A 17683-nucleotide genomic window follows, 5' to 3' on the forward strand; every position below is an offset into this window, starting at 1 on the left:
TCACAGGGCCTCGAAGGTGTCGGTGTCGCCGCGGTGTTCACGCACGGCACCGGTGTGGACCTCGTAGTACCAGCCGCGCAGGGTCAGTTCGCCCTCCGCCAGCTTCCTGTCGATGAAGGGGTACGAGCGCAGCCGCAGCAGCTGGGCGAGCACGTGGTTCTGCACGCCCTCGGTGACGGCCGGGTCCTCGGCCGCCCCGCTCGGGCGCGGCTCGGCGCTGGCCAGCCAGTCCCGTACGGCGGGTACGGCGGTCAGGTCGTCGCCGCGCACGAGGGCGCCGACGGCACCGCAGTGCGAGTGCCCGCAGACGACGATGTCGCGGACGCCGAGCACCTCCACGGCGTACTCGATGGTGGCCGCCTCGCTGGTGGGGTGGGCCGAGGCGTACGGCGGGACGATGTTGCCCGCGGTGCGCAGCTCGAAGAGCTCGCCCGGGCGGGCGCCGGTGATCAGGGCCGGGACGACCCGGGAGTCGGAGCAGGTGATGAAGAGCACCTGCGGGGACTGGCCTTCGGCGAGCCTGGCGAACTCCTCAGGGCGCTGTCCGAAGGTACGGGCGTTGTCGATGAGGGGCTGCATGTGTGTGGACTCCTCCTGGCGCGCTACAGCGGCGCGTCGGGCTTGCACGACGGGGGTGGGGGGATGTGTGTGGGGTGGTGGGGGACTGGAGCCGGGGCGGAGCCGGTCCGGTCAGCAGCGGAAGACCTGCAGCGTGGCCGGTGAGTGGGCTCTGGACGCTCTTGACGTGCGGTGGTGCCCGGCTGCGGAAGGCGCCGCGGTGCGTATGGCCTCGGTGTGCCGCGCGGTGGGCGGACGGTCGTCGGCCCAGCCGGCGGTGGCGCTGCGATGGCGGTCCACGCTCTGCGGCGGGCTGGGCGGCTCACCGCAGCGGCCGTGGTCGTGGAAGGTGACCGAGCCGGCGCGCACGGCCTTCGCGGAGGACTCCGGCCCGGCCTGGGCTTTGGCCTCGACATGACTGGGAGTGTGCGCGGCTGCGAAGGTTGCCGCAGGCGCGAAGAACTGGACGGCGAGCAGGGCGGCGGCGAGGAGCGAGAGCACGGTCCGGGCCGTCGTACCTCGGAACATGAGCCCTCCTCGCGGCAGTTCACGCCTCTCGTGTGCACCAAGCACGGGTCAATGGTTGGTCAAGAAACACGTTAACCCTGCAAAGTTGTTTGCAGGGTTAACTCGGCGTTGCGAGCCGAAGAGAGCGTGAAAAGTGCCGGTGGGGTGGCCTGATCAAGCTCTTGACCCGAAGAGCTTGAGCACTTAGAGAACCGTCGCCAGCGCCTACCCGGCGTCCACGAGCCCCTTCGCGTCCCTGGCCAGGGCGGTGAGCCGGGATATCGCGCGGAAGTACTTCTTCCGGTAGCCGCCGTTCAGCATCTCCTCGCTGAACAGCTTGTCGAAGGGCAGTCCGGAGGCCAGGACCGGGACCTCGCGGTCGTAGAGCCGGTCCGCGAGGACCACGAGCCGCAGCGCGGTCGACTGGTCGGGCACCGGCTGCACGTCCGTCAGGCAGACGGCGCTCAGGCCGTCGGTCAGCGCGCCGTACCGGCTGGGGTGCACCTTGGCCAGGTGGTCGAGCAGCTGCGGGAAGGTGTCGAGGGAGGCGCCCGGGGTGGCGTACGCCGCCTTGGTCACCTGCTCCTCGGAGTACGGCGCAGGCGCCTCGGGCAGGCCGCGGTGGCGGTAGTCCTCGCCGTCGATGCGCTGGGTGCGGAAATGGGCCGACAGGCCCTGGATCTCACGCAGGAAGTCGGCGGCCGCGAACCGGCCCTCGCCGAGCTTGCCGGGCAGGGTGTTGGAGGTGGCGGCGAGTGCGACACCGGCGTTCACCAGCCGGCCCAGCAGGGTCGACACCAGGACGGTGTCGCCGGGGTCGTCCAGCTCGAACTCGTCGATGCACAGCAGGCGGTGGCCGGAGAGGGTCTGCACGGTCTGCTGGAAGCCGAGGGCGCCGACCAGGTTGGTCAGCTCCACGAAGGTGCCGAACGCCTTCAGTGCGGGCTCCGCCGGGGTGGCGTGCCAGAGCGAGGCCAGCAGGTGGGTCTTGCCGACGCCGTACCCGCCGTCGAGATAGACCCCGCGCGGACCGGCCGGGGCCTTGGGCGCCCTGGCCCTCCCGAAGCCGAGGAAGCCGCGCTTGCCGCCGGCCACCGCGTGCGCCCCGCCGAGACCGCCGGCGAACCCTTCCAGGACCCGCACGGCCTCGGTCTGGCTCGGCTGGTTCGGGTCCGGGATGTAGGTGGCGAAGCGGACCGAGTCGAACCGGGGTGGCGGCACCATCTCGGCGACCAGCCGGTCCGCGGGGACGTGCGGCGAACGGGCGCACAGCGACAGCGGGGCCGCGTCGGCTATGGGGCTGACCTCGGATGCGGCGGGAGAAGACGACACGGTTACCCATGCTAGTTGCCGTGCCACACTGCACGACATGCGACGCCTGTTCCCTGTGACCGAACGAACAACAGCCCGGGTCGCCGACGGTTCCGCCGAGGCGGAGAGCGGCACGGCCCTGAACGCGGGCGCCTCCCCCGTCACCCGGCAGGAGCCGGTGGACGGGGAGTGGAGCCTTGCCGAGCTGGCCCTCGCCTACGCCTATCCCGAGTCCGCCGGGCAAGAGGCCTGGCTGCGGGCCAACATGGTCGCCACGCTCGACGGGGCCGGTCAGCACGACGGGCGGTCGCAGCCCATCTCCGGCGGGGCCGACATGCGGATCTTCGGCACCCTGCGGGGGCTCGCGGACGTCGTCGTCGTGGGTGCGGAAACGGTACGGCAGGAGGGGTACCGGCCGGCCCGTGAGCGGGCGGAGTTCGCGGGCGCCCGGGCCGCGGCCGGCCAGGCCCAGGTCGCCGCGGTCGCCGTCGTCACCGCGAGCCTCGACCTCGACTTCTCGCTCCCGCTGTTCACCTCGCCGCTCGTGCCCACGCTGATCCTCACCGGCGCGGCCGCCGCGCCCGACCGGGTCGCCGCCGCCGAGAAGGCCGGCGCCCGGGTGGTGATCGCAGGTGACGGCGTCGGCGTCGACCCCGCCCGCGTGGTCCGCGCCCTCGCCGGGCTCGGCCACACCCGGCTGCTCACCGAGGGCGGCCCCCGGCTGCTCGGGCAGTTCATCGCGGCCGGCGTCCTCGACGAGCTGTGCCTGACCGTCTCCCCGCTGCTCACCGCGGGAGGCGCGCAGCGGATCGCCGGGGGACCCGGTGTCGCCGTACCCCGGCGCTTCGAACTAGTGTCCCTTCTGGAAGAGGACGGATTCCTGTTCGGCCGCTACCGCCGGTCCTGAGATCAGCGGAATATCCCGTTCCGCTTAGCTTTCGGCGGGCACACTGAATCCGGCAGTACCCGTGCGATCGCGGGGCAGGATGGTTTCCGCAGGGGTGCTGGGCCCCACGGAGGACAGAGGGTCGATGCGATCCTCTAAGGAGAAGAGGCGCCTGGTGTTCACAAGCGTTCTGATGATCGAGAAGGCCCTGACGTCCGCCGACGTGGAGTTCGTCACCACCTTGCACGGGGACGAGCAGGTCGGCTTCCATGTGCTGCTCCAGCCGCGCGGCGACCAGGCTGACCGCCTGCTGCGGGCCATCGACGACATCGCACTCGGCGAACTCGACGAGGCCGCGCGCGAGCGGGAGACCCCGGAGGGGGATGCGGCGAAGGGCCCGGCCGAGCAGGCGCTGGACGTGTCCCTGACGGCCCTGCGGGCGGCGGGGAGCACGGCGGAGGGGCGGATGGTGGAGGACCACCCGCTGGACGCGCTGCGCAAGCTGGTGGAAGAGGTGGGCGCGGACGAGGTGATCGTGCTGACCGATCCGCACTATGTGGAGGAGTTCTTCCATCGGGACTGGGCGTCCCGGGCTCGGCACAAGGTGGGGGTGCCGGTGCTGAAGCTGTTCTCCCACAGCAAGGCGTAGGCGCCGTAGGGGGTGCGGTGCGTTCGCGACCGCGGATGCGTTGTGGCTGGTCGCGCAGTTCCCCGCGCCTTATGGGGCGCTGACCAGCCGTGCCGTTCAACCCTGCCGCGGGCGGCGCCCGGCCGGCGCCGGTGAGCGCCCCTTGCAAGGCGCCCGGTGCTCCAGCACATAGGCTGGGCAGGCTTTCGCACGTCACCGTCTCTGGGAGAAACACATGGCAGCCGGCCTTCCTTCCGCCATGGAGCGTCCGCACTTCATCGGGATCGGCGGCGCCGGGATGTCGGGGATCGCCAAGATCCTCGCCCAGCGCGGCGCCGCGGTGGCGGGGAGTGACGCCAAGGAGTCGGAGACCGCCGAGGCGCTGCGGGCCCTCGGTGTCACCGTGCACATCGGGCACGCGGCCGGGCACCTCGCCGACGACGCCAGCTGTGTCGTCGTGTCGTCGGCGATCCGCAAGGACAACCCCGAGCTGGCCCGCGCGGCCGAGCTGGGTATCCCGGTGGTGCACCGCTCGGACGCCCTCGCCGCGCTGATGGACGGCCTGCGCCCGATCGCGGTCGCCGGCACGCACGGCAAGACCACCACCACGTCCATGCTCGCGGTCTCCCTGACCGCGCTGGGGCGGAACCCCTCGTACGCCATCGGCGGCGATCTCGACGCCCCCGGCTCGAACGCCCTGCACGGCGAAGGGGAGATCTTCGTCGCCGAGGCGGACGAATCGGACCGGAGCTTCCACAAGTACGCGCCCGAGGTCGCCATCGTCCTCAACGTGGAGCTGGACCACCACGCCAACTACGCCTCGATGGACGAGATCCACGAGTCCTTCGAGACCTTCGCCGGCCGCATCGTGCCCGGCGGCACGCTGGTGGTCAACGCCGACCACGAGGGCGCGCGCGAGCTGACCCGGCGGGTGGCCGGGAAGGTGCGGACGGTGACGTACGGCGAGGCCGCGGACGCCGACGTCCGGGTGCTGTCCGTCGTACCGCAGGGCCTGAAGAGCGAGGTCACCGTCGCGCTGGGCGGGGCCGAGCTGACGTTCACGGTGTCGGTGCCCGGCCGGCACTACGCGCACAACGCGGTGGCCGCGCTCGCCGCCGGCGTGGCCCTGGGGGTCCCGGCCGCCGAACTCGCCCCCGCCCTGGCCGCGTACACCGGGGTCAAGCGGCGCCTCCAGCTCAAGGGCGAGGCGGCCGGCGTCCAGGTCATCGACTCCTACGCCCACCACCCGACCGAGATGACCGCCGACCTGGAGGCGATGCGCGCCGCCGCCGGGGACGCCCGGATCCTGGTCGTCTTCCAGCCGCACCTCTTCTCCCGGACCCAGGAGCTCGGCAAGGAGATGGGCGACGCGCTGGCCCTCGCGGACGCGTCGGTGGTCCTCGACATCTACCCGGCCCGCGAGGACCCGATCCCCGGCGTCACCAGCGAGCTGATCATCGAGGCGGCGCGGGCCGCGGGCGCCGACGTCACCGCCGTGCACGACCAGGACGAGGTCCCCGCCGTGGTCGCGGGAATGACGAAGCCCGGTGATCTGGTTCTCACCATGGGCGCGGGCGACGTGACCGACCTGGGCCCGAGGATCCTGGAACGCCTGGCGAAGTGAGGGGCTGAGAGTCATGTCGTACGACGTCGAGAAGCCGGACGAGCAGTGGCGGGCGGAGCTGTCGCCGGCCGAGTACGCCGTGCTGCGTCAGGCGGCGACCGAGCCGGCCTTCAGGGGTGAGTACACCGACACCAGGACCAAGGGCGTCTACTCCTGTCGCGCCTGTGGTGCCGAGCTGTTCACCTCCGGCACGAAGTTCGAGTCCCACTGCGGGTGGCCGAGCTTCTACGACCCGAAGGACACCGACGCGGTCGAGCTGGTCGAGGACCGCGCGCACGGGATGGTGCGGACCGAGGTGCGGTGTGCGCGCTGCGGCTCGCATCTCGGGCACGTGTTCGAAGGTGAGGGGTATGCGACCCCGACCGACCAGCGGTACTGCATCAACTCGATCTCGCTGCGGCTGACCGCCGACGAGAGCTGAGCCGCCGCACCGCCGCGCCGCCCCCCGCACCCCGCCGCCCACTCGGGCGGCGGGGTGCTGTCGTCTGCGCTCCCCCCCAATATTGGGCAGTCTATTGACCGACGTGAAAAAACTGCCCTACATTTCGCGGCATCCAGCCTTCTCCCGCTGCGTCCCGCCGCATCTCCCGAAAGACCGCTCAAAGGGGAGCACTCGTGTCCACAGAAACGCGCTCGCAACCTGATCCCACGACCCTCCGCAAGCCGTCCGGCGGGCTGCCCGTCGGCACCCTCGTCGCCGGCTGCTTCGCGGTCTGCCTGGCACAGATCGCCCTCGCCATGCCGGCCACCCTGAACGGACTGTTCCAGGAGGACCTGCACCCCGTCGGCTCGCAGCTCACGTGGATCTCGGACGCGTTCCTGCTGCCCGTCACCGTGCTGGAGCTGACCTTCGGCGTCCTCGGAGACCTCTTCGGACGCAAGCGGCTGCTGGTCGGCGGCGGTGCCCTGCTCGTCGCCGGTGAGGCACTGGCCGCGGCCAGCACCGGCATCCACATGCTCTGGGTCGGCCAGGCCGTCGCCGGTCTCGGCGCGGCGGCGCTGTTCCCGACCTCGCTCGCCGTGATCGCCGCCGGCACGCACACGGCCCGGGACCGCGCCCGTACGATCACCGTCTGGGCCGCCGCCCTCTCCAGCGGCGGGTTCATCGCGCCCGTGCTCGGCGGCATCACCGGCAACTACGGCTCCTGGCGCTGGGCCTTCGTCGTCGTCACCGGGCTCGCCGTGGTCAGCACCCTGCTCAGCGGGCTGCTGGCGCAGAACTCCAGCGCCCCCGAGGGCCGCTCCCTCGACCTCGCCGGCCAGATCACCATCGGCGTCGGCATGTTCGCCCTGCTGTACGCGGTGATCCAGGGGCCGTCGGACGGCTGGACCGCGCCGCCGGTGGTGATCGCGTACGTGGTCGCGGCGGTCTTCATCGCCCTCTTCGTCGTCGCCGAGAGCCGGGCGGCCGCGCCGCTGCTCCGCCTCGAACTGTTCCGCAACCGGGCCTTCGCGGTCGCCTCGTTCGTCGCCGTCGTCGGCATGTTCAGCTACCTGGGCACGGCCTACGCGACCAGCATCCGGCTCGGTCCGATCCAGCACCAGAGCCCGCTGCGCGGCTCGTTCGCGTTCATCCTGCTCAACTCGTGGACCCTGCTGTTGCTGCCGCTGATCTCCCGGCTCCTGGAGAAGGTCAGCGCCCGCTGGGTGCTGGGCGCGGGCCTGGCCCTGATGGCGGCCGGCGACTTCGTCGCGGCGGGCCTCCCGGTCCACGACCGCGCCCTGACCTCGCTGATTCTCCCCATCGGCCTGGTCGGCATCGGATTCGCCCTCACCGTCTCCTCCATCACCGCGACCGCCGTCAACACCGTGGAGGTCCACTACGCGGGCATGGCCAGCGCGTCGACCAGTCTGCTGCGTGACTTCGGGTTCACCCTCGGCCCGGCCGTCATCGGGGCGGTCGCCCTCAGCCGGGCCGCCGACGAGTTCACCCGCAAGCTCGCCGACTCCGGCCTCACCGCCCAGGTCAAGGCGGCGGCGGGGCAGGTCGCCGCCGAGGGCGGACCGCTCGCCGTCAACTCCGTCCCCGCCTCCTCACCGCCCGGCGGCGCGGCGCCCCTCGCCCTGGAGGCCCTCGGCAACGGCTACGCCGTCGGCTACGTGGTCTGCGGCGTCGCGGCCCTCGTCTGCTGCCTCCTCAGCGTGGTCACCCTGCGAGGTAAGGACGAACAGACGGCGGCACTCGGCATCACGGCAGAAGGGCGGCCCGCATCCGCCTGACCAGACACGGCGGGTCCGGCACGAGGAGAACTCCCGCCCCGGAGCCGCCGTCCGGCCGTGCCCGCCCAGCGGGCACGGCCGAATGGGCGCTGTGACGGACTGACCGGCCGTGACTGTCATGACTGCGGCAGGCACGGTCTCCGGCGCGCGTTGGGGCGTGTCCGTGCCCGGAGCGGTGCTGTTTGAGATTCTGTGAGGGTGTTGGGTGTCGCGCGATGGATCCGGTCCCGCCGTGGACCCGCGTCCGGCGACGGCGCGGGTGGACCGGACGGGCCCGCCGCTAGCGCCGGCCCCGCCATGCCGCTCAGGGCGTTGCGCACGGCCGCGGCCGGCATCGGCACCAGCCTTGACGAGTCCACCACCTGCAGGGAACTGACCCGGGCGGCGATACAGCTGACCGGCGGCGGCGCGGCCGTGATGCGGCGCGCCGGCGACACCGTCTCCGGCTACGAGTCGATCGCGGGCGACGCCGACCTGCTGCCCGACGCCCGCTGGGCCGCGGCGGTGGCCAGGGACGCCGGGACCCCGGCCACCGACCACTGGGCCGACCCCTGGCTGTCCCGCCCGGCCGGCAACCGCACCCGCCCCGCCCTGTGCGCGCCCCTGACCAGCGGCGCGGACCAGTACGGCGTCCTGGTCTGCGCCCGCGAGGGCAGAGCCTTCGGCCGTGCGGAGGCCGAACTGCTCGCCCTCCTCGCCGAACGCGCCGCCTCCCACATCCGGAACGCCCGCGAATTCGACCAGGTCAGCCGCACCGCCGGTGACCTGCAACGCGCCCTGCTCGCGGAGCCGGGCCGGCCGCACCCGAACCTGGACGTGGCGATCCGCTACCTCCCGGCCGGCGGGCGGGTACTGGTCGGCGGCGACTGGTGCGAGACCGTACGCCTGCACTTCGGGCGCACGCTGCTCGTCGTCGGCGACGTGATGGGCCACGGCCTGGAGGCCGCCGTCGACATGAACGCGTACCGGTCCTCGCTGCGCTACATCGCCTCCTCCGAGCTGCCGCCGCACCGGGTGCTGCGCCAGATGGACGACATCGCCGCCACCGAGGCGGACCGAAGGCCCGCCAGCTGCCTGCTCGTGCGTGTCGACCCCGGCCGCGGTCAGGTCACCCTGGCCAGCGCGGGCCATCTGCCGCCCGCGCTGATCACGGGTGCCGGCCGCACCGCGCTCCTGCGGGTCCCCGTCGGCCCGCCCCTGGGCACCGGCCTCGGCGGCTACGAGTCGGCCACCCACCGGCTCGAACCCGACGAGGCGCTGGTGCTCTTCACCGACGGCCTGGTGGAACACCGCGACGAGGACATCGACCGCTCCCTGCACCGCCTCACCGACCTCCGCTTCACCCCCGCCACCGGCGTAGACAGCCTCCTGGAGTCCATCGTCACCCGCCTCGACGCCCGGCACGCCGAGGACGACGTCGCGGTGCTGGCGGCGCGCCCGCACACCCGGCACGGCGGGTTCGGCTCCGCGGCCGAGGAGGCGGCGGCCGAGAGCTAGCCGGCGGTGCGGGCGGCGGCCGGCGTGCTGGGCAGCGTCAGCGTGAACACCGTGCCGGCCGTGGGGTCGTCGCCCAGGCCGATGGTCCCGCCGTGCGCCTCCACCAGCGCCCTGGCCACCGACAGGCCGAGCCCGCTGCCGCCGCGGTCGCGGCTGCGGGCCTTGTCCACGCGGTAGAAGCGGTCGAAGACCCGGGCGCGGTCGGCGGCCGGGATGCCGGGACCGTGGTCGGTGACGCTCACCGACGCCGAGCCGGCGGTCACGGCGACCGTCACGGACACCGGGGTGCCGACGGGGGTGTGGACCGCCGCGTTGGTGAGGAGGTTGTCCAGCACCTGCCGGATCCGGACCGGATCGATGCGGACCGGGACCGGCTCCGGCCCGGCGGTCACCGTCAGGGGATGGCCGGCGCGGGCCGCGCGGAAGGCGTCGGCGGCGTCGCGGACCAGCTCGGTCAGGTCGGCGTCCTCACGGCGCAGCGGGGTCTCCACCTCGGCCGCGTCGAGGCGGGCGAGGAGCAGCAGGTCGTCGAGGAGGACGCCCATCCGGGCGGCTTCCGCGCGCAGCCGGGCCAGATGGCGGTCGCGTTCCCCGGGCTCGTTGGCGGCGGCGTACTGGAAGAGGTCGGCGTAGCCGCGTACCGACATCAGCGGGGTGCGCAGCTCGTGCGAGGCGTCCGCGACGAAGCGGCGCAGCCGCTGTTCGGCCTCGGCGCGCACGGCGAGGGAGTGGTCGATGTGTTCGAGCATCGTGTTGAAGGCGGTGCGCAGCTCCTCGACCTCCGGCCCGCCACCCCGTTTCGCCGCGCGCAGCGGCAGCCGGGCCGCCGACTCCGTCAGGTTGTGCGAGGCGATGCCATGAGCCGTGTGCGCCATGTCGCTCAGCGGTTCGAGGCCGTGCCGCAGCAGCCGGCGGCCGAACACCACCAGCGCCAGCAGCGCCAGCCCGAAGGCGACCACCTGGACCGTGACCAGCTGTCGTACCGTGTCGTCGATGCTGTCCGTCGGTGCCCCGCTGACCAGCACCACGCCCGGCTCCACCTCGCAGCCGCGCAGCCGGTACTCGCCCTCGCCGGTCAGGTCCTCGGTGCGCAGCACCTCCGTGCCCGCGGCGATCTGCGCCTTCGCCACCGAGGTGAGGTCGCCGATGTCCTTGGGCAGGTCACCGGTCTCCTCGGGCTTGCGCAGCACCGGGGCCCCGTTCGAGACGTCGTACACGGCGTAGTACCAGCGGTAGTACTTCTTGCCCTGGAGGGTGCCGTTCTGCTCGATGCTCTTCGACTGGGCGGTCTGGGCGAGGCCGAGCTGGTCGTCGAGCTGGGCCGAGAGATAGTCGCGCATGTAGGTCGTCAGGGCGGTGCCGACGACCGCGAACACCACCAGCGCCAGCGCCCCGAGGCCCAGTGCCAGCCGGGTGCCCAGACGCATGGTCCGGTACGAGTGCGGCAGCCGGCCGATCACTCCGCCGCCTGCTGCCGGATCACGTACCCGAAGCCGCGCACCGTGTGGATCAGTGACTCCCCGCCGGCCTCGTCCATCTTGCGGCGCAGCCGGCTGACGACCAGCTCCACCACGTTCGAACGGCCGCCGAAGCCGTACTCCCAGACGTGGTCGAGGATCTGCGCCTTGGTGAGCACGGTCGGCGACTTGCGCATCAGGTAGCGCAGCACCTCGAACTCGGTGGGGGTCAGGGAGAGCAGCCGGTCGCCGCGGCGGACCTCGCGGGTGTCCTCGTCGATGGTCAGGTCGGCGACCCGGAGCACCGAGCGCTGGAAACCGGGCCCGGCGCTGCGCCGCAGCACGGTCCGCAGCCGGGCCATCAGCTCCTCCACCGCGAACGGCTTGACCAGGTAGTCGTCCCCGCCCCGGGTCAGCCCCGCGACCCGGTCGGCGATCCCGTCGCGGGCCGTGAGGAACACCACCGGCACCATCGTCCCGGAGTGCCGCAGCCGGTCGAGCACGCCGAAGCCGTCGAGGTCGGGCAGCATCAGGTCGAGCACGACGATGTCCGGCCGGAACTCGGCGGCCCGGGCCAGCGCGTCCTCACCGGAGTACGCGGTGACCGCCTCCCAGCCCTCGTACCGTGCGACCGTCGCGACCAGGTCGGCGATCGGCGGGTCGTCGTCCACGACGAGGAGTCGTACTTTTTCCACCCGCTCATAGTGCGGTACGCGCCGGTGGGCGCCAGAGCCGTGCTCACACAGAGAACACATCGATAACCAGTTGAAAGCGGTCCGACAGGAAAACGACAGCAGGCGCGGGCGAAGCTCGACTCCCAGGACCCGATCAAGGAGCTGCCGACCCGTGACGACCGTCCAATCACCCCCTGCGCCCCCCACGGCGACACGCCCCAGGGTGGTGGCCCGCACGGGCCTGTACGCCGTGCTCGCCGTGAACGCGGCCGTGGTCGCCTGCTTCTTCGCCCAGACGGGCTTCGCCTCCAACGCCCTGATCGTCATCGGCCGCTTCTTCGGCCTCTACGGCGCCCTCGTCATGGCCTTCCAGCTGGTGCTGGTGGCCCGGCTGCCGTGGCTGGACCGCCGGATCGGCATGGACCGGCTGACCTCCTGGCACCGCTGGACCGGCTTCGCCCTGCTCTGGACGCTCCTCGCGCACGCCGTCTTCATCAGCTTCGGCTACGCCGACGGCGCGGGTGTCGGCCCGGTCGGCGAGCTCGTCGACCTCGCCGAGACGACCGAGGGAGTGCTCCGTGCGGTCGTCGCGCTGGGCATCATCGTCGTGGTCGGCGCCGTCTCGGCCCGCTACGCGCGCCGCCGCCTCGCCTACGAGACCTGGCACTTCATCCACCTGTACACGTACGTGGCCGTGGTGCTCGCGTTCAGCCACCAGGTCGCCGTCGGTACGACCTTCACGTCGTCGTCCGCCGCGAAGGCGTACTGGTACGCGGTGTGGGTCGTGGCGCTCGGCGCGGTGGCCCTGGGCCGCCTGGTCCTGCCCGTGTGGCGCAACCACCGGCACCGGTTCCGGGTCTCGGCGGTCGTCCCCGAGTCCGACGACGTCGTCTCCGTGTACATCACCGGCCGCGACCTCGACCGGCTGGGCGCCAGGGCCGGCCAGTTCTTCCTGTGGCGGTTCCTGACCAGGGACCGCTGGTGGCAGGCCAACCCCTTCTCCCTCTCCGCCGCCCCCGACGGCCGCACCCTGCGCCTGACCGCCAAGGCCGCCGGCGTCGGCAGCGCCGGCCTGCGCCACCTCAAGCCCGGCACCCGCGTCTTCGCCGAGGGCCCCTACGGCGCCTTCACCACCCTGCACCGGCAGAAGCCCGAGGCCCTGCTCATCGCTGGCGGCGTCGGCGTCACCCCCATCCGCGCCCTCCTTGAGGACCTCGAAGGCCACGCGATCGTCATCTACCGCGTCGGCACCGACCGGGACGCCGTCCTCTACGACGAACTCCGTGACCTCGCCGTCGCCAAGGGCGCCGAACTCCACCTGGTCACCGGCCCGCCCGTCCCCGACAAGCTGGCCCCGCGCGAGCTGGTCCGGCTGGTGCCGGACATCGGCGACCGGGACGTCTTCCTGTGCGGGCCGCCGCCGATGATGAACGCGGTGCTGCGCACCCTGGGCGACCTGGGCGTGCCCAAGCCGCAGATCCACTTCGAGCGTTTCAGCCTGGCGGGATGAGAGAGGCACCGTGAAGCGAGCCATACCTGTCGTCGTCCTGAGCATCGCGGGCCTGGTGCCCGTCTGGCGCTACGAACCGGCGACCGGCGCCGCGACGTCCGTCGCCGCCGAGCCCGCCCCCACCCCGTCGGCCGCCTCGACCAGCGCGTCGGGCACCGCTTCGGGCACGGTCGTCAAGGGCACCACCGTCAACACGGACAAGGGCCCGGTACAGGTCCAGGTCACCTTCTCCGGTGACAGGATCTCCGCGGTGACGATGCTCCAGCAGCCGGACCATCCGCAGACGACGGCCGCCGTGCCGGTGCTGGTATCGGAGACACTGAAGGCACAGAGCGCCGACATCGACACGGTGTCCGGCGCGACGATCACCAGCGGCGCCTACAAGGAGTCCCTCCAGGCGGCGATCGACGCGAAGGGCTGAGCGTGCACCGAGTCGAACACGTCATGGGCTTCCCGGTCTCCCTCCGGGTCGACGACGAGGGGGATTTCGCCGGGGCCGCGGACGCCGTCTTCGCCTGGCTGCGCGAGGTCGACGAGCGGTTCAGCCCGTTCCGGCCGGACAGCGAGGTCTGCCGCCTGGACCGGGGTGAACTCGCCGAGTCCGACCTGAGCCCGGACCTCGCCGAGGTGCTCGCGCTGTGCGAGGAGTACCGGCTGGCGACCGGGGGCGCGTTCGACGCGAGGCTGCCGGGACGGGGCCTCGACCCGTGCGCGGTGGTCAAGGGCTGGTCGGTGCAGCGGGCGGCGCGGCTGCTGTCGGCGGCCGGGGCGAAGCGGTTCGTGCTGAACGCCGGTGGTGACGTGGTCGCCTCCGGCGGACCCTGGCGGGTGGGGATACGCCACCCCGAGCACGCCGACCGACTGTGCACGGTCCTGGAACTCACCGACGGGGCGGTCGCCACCTCCGCCCGCTACGAGCGCGGCGACCACATCATCGACGGCCGCACCGGACGTCCGGCGACCGGGCTGCTCAGCCTGACGGTCGTCGCCTCCTCGCTGACCGTGGCGGACTCGGTGGCCACGGCCGCGTTCGCGATGGGCGCCGAGGGCGTCGGCTGGGCGGCCGCGCGTGAGGGCTGCGAGGTGTTCGCCGTGGACGCCGGGAGGCAGGTGCTGCGGACGGCGGGATTCCCGGTCGCGGGGGAGTCGCCGGCAGCCGCCTGACCCGCCGCGGCGGGCCGGGGCCGGACGACCGGGGGAGCAGAGATCCGCCGCGATGCGCGCGACGGACTCCGCGACCACCGCCAGGGCCGCCGTTCGTCGATCAGCGGGTGGCGTCGATCAGAGGATGGCTCCGATTGCCCCTGGCGGCCGCGCCGGCCGCTCTTCGTCGCGCCGGTAGTGGGTGAACTCGCCCACCCGGGTGGGGCGTCACGAGTCCGGCCCGTTCGCGCGTGCTCCGGTAGCTGGAGACCGTCGACTGGGCGAGTCCGGACTTCGCCGGGATGTGCGTGACGCACACGCCGACCCTCCGGTGGTCCGCGATCGGCTCGTACGCGCCGAAGTGTGTGCCGGGATCCTTCAGCCACTGCAGCCGGGCGGGGTTGCCGAGGGCCTTGAGGACCTCGATCAGGCCGCCCGGATCCCATCACCACGACATCCGGATACGGGCGGGCCGCCGGTAGGGGATACCGGCGGCCCGCCCGCTTTCGGGGGAGAGGGGGTCAGCTGACGTCGGACGCGTCCAGGCGGTAAAGGCCGCTGTACGCGCTCACCGCCGTCCCGTGCTTCTTCACCCAGGTCGCGATCCCGGAGTCGGTGCCCTGGCCGCCGTCGCTGCTGACCACGATGTAGTGCAGCTTGCCGGCCTTCACCAGGCTCTTGAGCTTCGCCAGGGTCATCGCGTCGTCGCTGCCGGACCAGCCACCCATGGAGATCACCGGCTGGCCGGACTCCAGGATGATCGAGGACGCGGTCTGGTCGGTGGCCACCGCGACCAGCCACGTGGCGCCGTCCTGGTGCTTCTTGAGGTACGTGATCATCGCGGAGCTGACCTGGGTGCCGCCCATACCGCCGCCCGTCTGTCCCTGGGCGGTCTTCGACGAGGACGAGGAGCCCTGACCCGAGGAGGAGTTGCCGCCGGTCGGCGGCTGCGCCGTGGACTGCCCGCCGGAACCGCTCGGGGCGGTGCCGCCGGTGGTCCCGCTCGGCGCGCTGCCGCTGGGGCGCTGCCCGCCGCCGCCCATGCCGCCCCCGGTGCTGGGCCCGGCCGTCGGGTTGGTGCCGTTGGAGCTCGCGGTCGTGGCCGCCGAGACGGAGTAGGCGGCCGGACCGGCCAGCAGGGCGACGACCGCCGCCACCGCCGCGACGCCCATCAGCCTGTGCCGCCGCGTGAACCGCCCGACCAGCAGCCCGGCCACCGCCAGCGCACCGCCCAGCGCGGCCACCACCTCGGCGACCGTGTACACCGTGCCGGAACCGGAGACCCGCTGGAGCAGCACGACCGCCCAGACCGTGCTGACGCCGATGGCCGCCGGGAGCACCCAACTCCACCCCCACGCCCGAATGCGCTCGTGCGGGGGGACCCCCATCGCCGCAGAACCTTCACGGAAGGCCTTGTGGAGCATGACCCCGCCCGCGCCGGCCAGGGCGGCGATCCCCGGCGCCATGGCGGTGACGTAGTACGGGTGGAAGGTGCCCTCGGCGAGCGAGAAGGTCAGGAAGTGCAGGACGAACCAGCCGCCCCAGAGCATCAGCGCGGCGCGCTTCGCGTCGGTGCGCGGCGCCCTGCCGCGCAGTACCAGGCCGCCGGCCAGGGCGATCGCGGCGAACGGGATCAGCCAGGAGATCTGGCCGCCCATGATGTCGTTGAACATCCGGTACAGACCCGAACTGCCGCCGAAGCTCGCGCCGTTGCCCTGCGAGCCCACCGAGGAGCTCGCCCCGAAGATCCGGCCGAAGCCGTTGTAGCCGATGACCAGGTCCCAGACCGTGTTGTCGGTGGAGCCGCCGATGTAGGGCCGTGAGGAGGCCGGGATCAGGTCGACGATCACCATCCACCAGGCGCTGCTCACGATCAACGCGACGGTGGCGACGGCCAGGTTGCGGATGCGCCTGCCCAGCGACGCGTTCGTGGCCCACAGATAGACCAGGAAGAAGGCGGGCAGGACGACGTACGCCTGCATCATCTTGGTGTTGAACGCGAAGCCGACGGCGACCGCCGACCAGACCAGCGGCATCAACCTGCCCGAGCGCACGGCCTTGAGCAGCGCGGCCGCGCCGAGCAGCATCAGGAGGACCAGGATGGGGTCCGGGTTGGTGTCGCGGTTGATGGCGACGGTGATCGGCGTGAGAGTCAGGACGAGGGCGGCGATCGTGCCGGCCACGACTCCGAAGTCCCGCTTCACCAGCCGGTACAGCAGCGCGACCGAGCCGACGCCGACGGCGACCATCGGCAGCGCCAACTGCCAGGTGCCGTACCCGAAGACACGGGCGGACAGGCCCATCACCCACAGGGCGAAGGGGGGTTTGTCGACGGTGATGAAGCTGCCCGCGTCCAGGGCGCCGAAGAAGAACGCCTTCCAGCTCTTGGTGCCGGAGTAGACCGCCGCGTCGTAGAAGGAGTTGCCGGTGAGGGAGGAGAGGTTCCAGGCGTACAGGGCGGTGGCCAGCAGCAGGATCGCCCACAGGGCCGGGCGGGCCCAGCGCGGATCCTCGGGGGCGCCCATGAACAGCCTTCTGGCACGGGAGACCGGCGGGGTGGCGGCCCGGTGCCGGCCGTCCTGGACCGGGGTGGGAGGCGGGGCGAGGGTCGTCATGACGCGTACTCCATGGGCTCGACGGCGGTGACTGCCCCGGTGGGCAGGGCCGTGACGTTCTGGGGGACGGTGGTGCGGCGGGGTACGTCGTGGACGCGGGTGCGGCCGGTGACGGTGGCCTTGAACATGCGGCCCATGCCCTTGAGGTCGTCGACGGCGGTGCGGACGATGTCGACCCGGCTGTCGGGGTCGTCGACCCAGTCGACCGGTACCTCGTGGACCCGGAGGCGGTTGCGCTGGGCGAGCACCAGCAGTTCGGTGTCGAAGAACCAGGCGGTGTCCTCGATGTGCGGGGCGAGCGCCCGGAAGACCTCGGTGCGCACGGCCTTGAAGCCGCACTGCGCGTCCGAGAAGCGCGCCCCGAGCCCTGCTTTCAGCAGCAGGTTGTAGGAGCGCGAGACGAACTCCCGCTTCGGGCCGCGCACCACGGCGGCCTGCCGGTGCAGCCGGCTGCCGACGGCGAGGTCGCTGTGCCCGGACAGGAGCGGGGCGACCAGCGGCAGGAAGCCTTCGAGCCCTGTCGACAGGTCGACGTCCATGTACGCGACGACGTCCGCGGTGGACCGGCTCCACACGTGCTGCAGGGCGCGGCCCCGGCCCTTCTGCTCAAGCCGCCGGGCGTGCACGTGCGGCAGGCGCAGGGTCAGGCCGGTCGCCACCGCCCAGGTGGCGTCCGTGCTCGCGTTGTCCGCGATCGTGATACGGAACGGGAACGGGAAGGAGTCTTCGAGGTATGCGTGGAGACGGCCGATGCTGCCGGCGAGGACATGGGCCTCGTTGTGGACCGGCACCACGATCTCGACCGATCGGCGCCGGACGCCTCCCGCGTTCGTTTCGTTCATGACCATGACGATCGGGGTGCTGTCTTGGGCGGTCCTGAGGCTTCACTGAGCGGGGAATGAGAATCAGGGAACTCACAGGTGCCGCACAGTGTGACGTCGGCAGGTCACAAACTGAAGAGGATCAGTCAGTCGCCAAAGTACTGAAACACTTGCGGTTTAGACTCTGTCCGCAACGGCCTGCGCCACGGCGACCGTGGTCGACTACCGGGCA

General features: G+C 72.3%; 16 protein-coding genes. 9 read left to right on the forward strand and 7 right to left on the reverse strand.

The annotated features are described in order from the left end of the window. The 3 genes from OHB00_RS38210 to zapE all read right to left on the reverse strand — a co-directional run bounded on the left by OHB00_RS38210 (position 1) and on the right by zapE (position 2397). Positions 1 to 579 (reverse strand): carbonic anhydrase, encoded by a 579-nt coding sequence (locus tag OHB00_RS38210; RefSeq protein WP_406441831.1) that lies wholly within the window; start codon positions 577 to 579, stop codon positions 1 to 3. Between the two features lie 111 nt (positions 580 to 690). Continuing rightward, complete coding sequence (locus OHB00_RS38215; protein WP_406441832.1) at positions 691 to 1086, reverse strand: hypothetical protein; 396 nt, start codon at positions 1084 to 1086, stop codon at positions 691 to 693. A gap of 204 nt (positions 1087 to 1290) precedes the next feature. Further along, complete coding sequence (gene zapE, locus OHB00_RS38220) at positions 1291 to 2397, reverse strand: cell division protein ZapE (protein WP_406441833.1); 1107 nt, start codon at positions 2395 to 2397, stop codon at positions 1291 to 1293. A gap of 37 nt (positions 2398 to 2434) precedes the next feature. Here zapE and OHB00_RS38225 point away from each other — a divergent pair, with 37 nt between their 5' ends. The 6 genes from OHB00_RS38225 (at position 2435) to OHB00_RS38250 (ending at position 9231) form a co-directional block, all read left to right on the forward strand. Further along, positions 2435 to 3283, forward strand: coding sequence for a pyrimidine reductase family protein (locus OHB00_RS38225; protein ID WP_406441835.1), 849 nt, complete (start codon positions 2435 to 2437; stop codon positions 3281 to 3283). Between the two features lie 154 nt (positions 3284 to 3437). Further along, positions 3438 to 3911: an indole-3-glycerol phosphate synthase gene (locus OHB00_RS38230; protein WP_406441836.1), complete on the forward strand. Its 474-nt coding sequence runs from the start codon at positions 3438 to 3440 to the stop codon at positions 3909 to 3911. 214 nt (positions 3912 to 4125) lie between these two features. Beyond that, a complete protein-coding gene (murC, locus tag OHB00_RS38235; protein WP_406441838.1) occupies positions 4126 to 5514 on the forward strand; it encodes a UDP-N-acetylmuramate--L-alanine ligase in 1389 nt (462 codons plus the stop codon). Between the two features lie 13 nt (positions 5515 to 5527). Next, a complete protein-coding gene (gene msrB / locus OHB00_RS38240; RefSeq protein WP_406441840.1) occupies positions 5528 to 5935 on the forward strand; it encodes a peptide-methionine (R)-S-oxide reductase MsrB in 408 nt (135 codons plus the stop codon). A gap of 194 nt (positions 5936 to 6129) precedes the next feature. After that, positions 6130 to 7734: an MFS transporter gene (locus tag OHB00_RS38245; RefSeq protein ID WP_406441842.1), complete on the forward strand. Its 1605-nt coding sequence runs from the start codon at positions 6130 to 6132 to the stop codon at positions 7732 to 7734. A gap of 297 nt (positions 7735 to 8031) precedes the next feature. Further along, positions 8032 to 9231 (forward strand): PP2C family protein-serine/threonine phosphatase, encoded by a 1200-nt coding sequence (locus tag OHB00_RS38250; protein WP_406441844.1) that lies wholly within the window; start codon positions 8032 to 8034, stop codon positions 9229 to 9231. On the opposite strand, the gene OHB00_RS38255 is transcribed toward OHB00_RS38250, so the two are convergent. Together OHB00_RS38255 and OHB00_RS38260 are read right to left on the reverse strand one after the other, a co-directional pair. Beyond that, complete coding sequence (locus OHB00_RS38255; RefSeq protein WP_406441846.1) at positions 9228 to 10691, reverse strand: ATP-binding protein; 1464 nt, start codon at positions 10689 to 10691, stop codon at positions 9228 to 9230. The two genes, OHB00_RS38250 and OHB00_RS38255, sit on opposite strands and share 4 nt — an antisense overlap. Then, entirely contained in the window at positions 10688 to 11383 is a 696-nt protein-coding gene (locus OHB00_RS38260) for a response regulator transcription factor (protein WP_406441848.1), read from the reverse strand. Before OHB00_RS38260 ends, OHB00_RS38255 begins: the two co-directional genes overlap by 4 nt. A gap of 151 nt (positions 11384 to 11534) precedes the next feature. Between OHB00_RS38260 and OHB00_RS38265 the strand changes: the two genes are divergently transcribed. From OHB00_RS38265 to OHB00_RS38275, 3 genes are read left to right on the forward strand one after another with little or no spacing between them, the layout of a single operon-like run. Next, complete coding sequence (locus OHB00_RS38265; RefSeq protein WP_406441850.1) at positions 11535 to 12872, forward strand: ferric reductase-like transmembrane domain-containing protein; 1338 nt, start codon at positions 11535 to 11537, stop codon at positions 12870 to 12872. 10 nt (positions 12873 to 12882) lie between these two features. After that, positions 12883 to 13293 carry an FMN-binding protein gene (locus OHB00_RS38270; RefSeq protein ID WP_406441852.1) on the forward strand — a complete coding sequence of 137 codons (411 nt, stop codon included), beginning with the start codon at positions 12883 to 12885 and terminating at the stop codon, positions 13291 to 13293. A gap of 2 nt (positions 13294 to 13295) precedes the next feature. Further along, the gene (locus OHB00_RS38275) at positions 13296 to 14036 is read left to right on the forward strand and encodes an FAD:protein FMN transferase (protein WP_406441854.1); all 741 of its coding nucleotides are present in this window, start codon (positions 13296 to 13298) and stop codon (positions 14034 to 14036) included. 500 nt (positions 14037 to 14536) lie between these two features. Here OHB00_RS38275 and OHB00_RS38280 read toward each other — a convergent pair whose 3' ends face one another. Together OHB00_RS38280 and OHB00_RS38285 are read right to left on the reverse strand one after the other, a co-directional pair. Next, the gene (locus tag OHB00_RS38280) at positions 14537 to 16630 is read right to left on the reverse strand and encodes an ArnT family glycosyltransferase (protein ID WP_406441856.1); all 2094 of its coding nucleotides are present in this window, start codon (positions 16628 to 16630) and stop codon (positions 14537 to 14539) included. After that, entirely contained in the window at positions 16627 to 17472 is an 846-nt protein-coding gene (locus OHB00_RS38285; protein WP_406441858.1) for a glycosyltransferase, read from the reverse strand. Before OHB00_RS38285 ends, OHB00_RS38280 begins: the two co-directional genes overlap by 4 nt. Positions 17473 to 17683 lie beyond the last annotated feature (211 nt).

Source organism: Streptomyces sp. NBC_00631 (genome assembly GCF_045206895.1).
Taxonomy (GTDB): Bacteria; Actinomycetota; Actinomycetes; order Streptomycetales; family Streptomycetaceae; genus Streptomyces.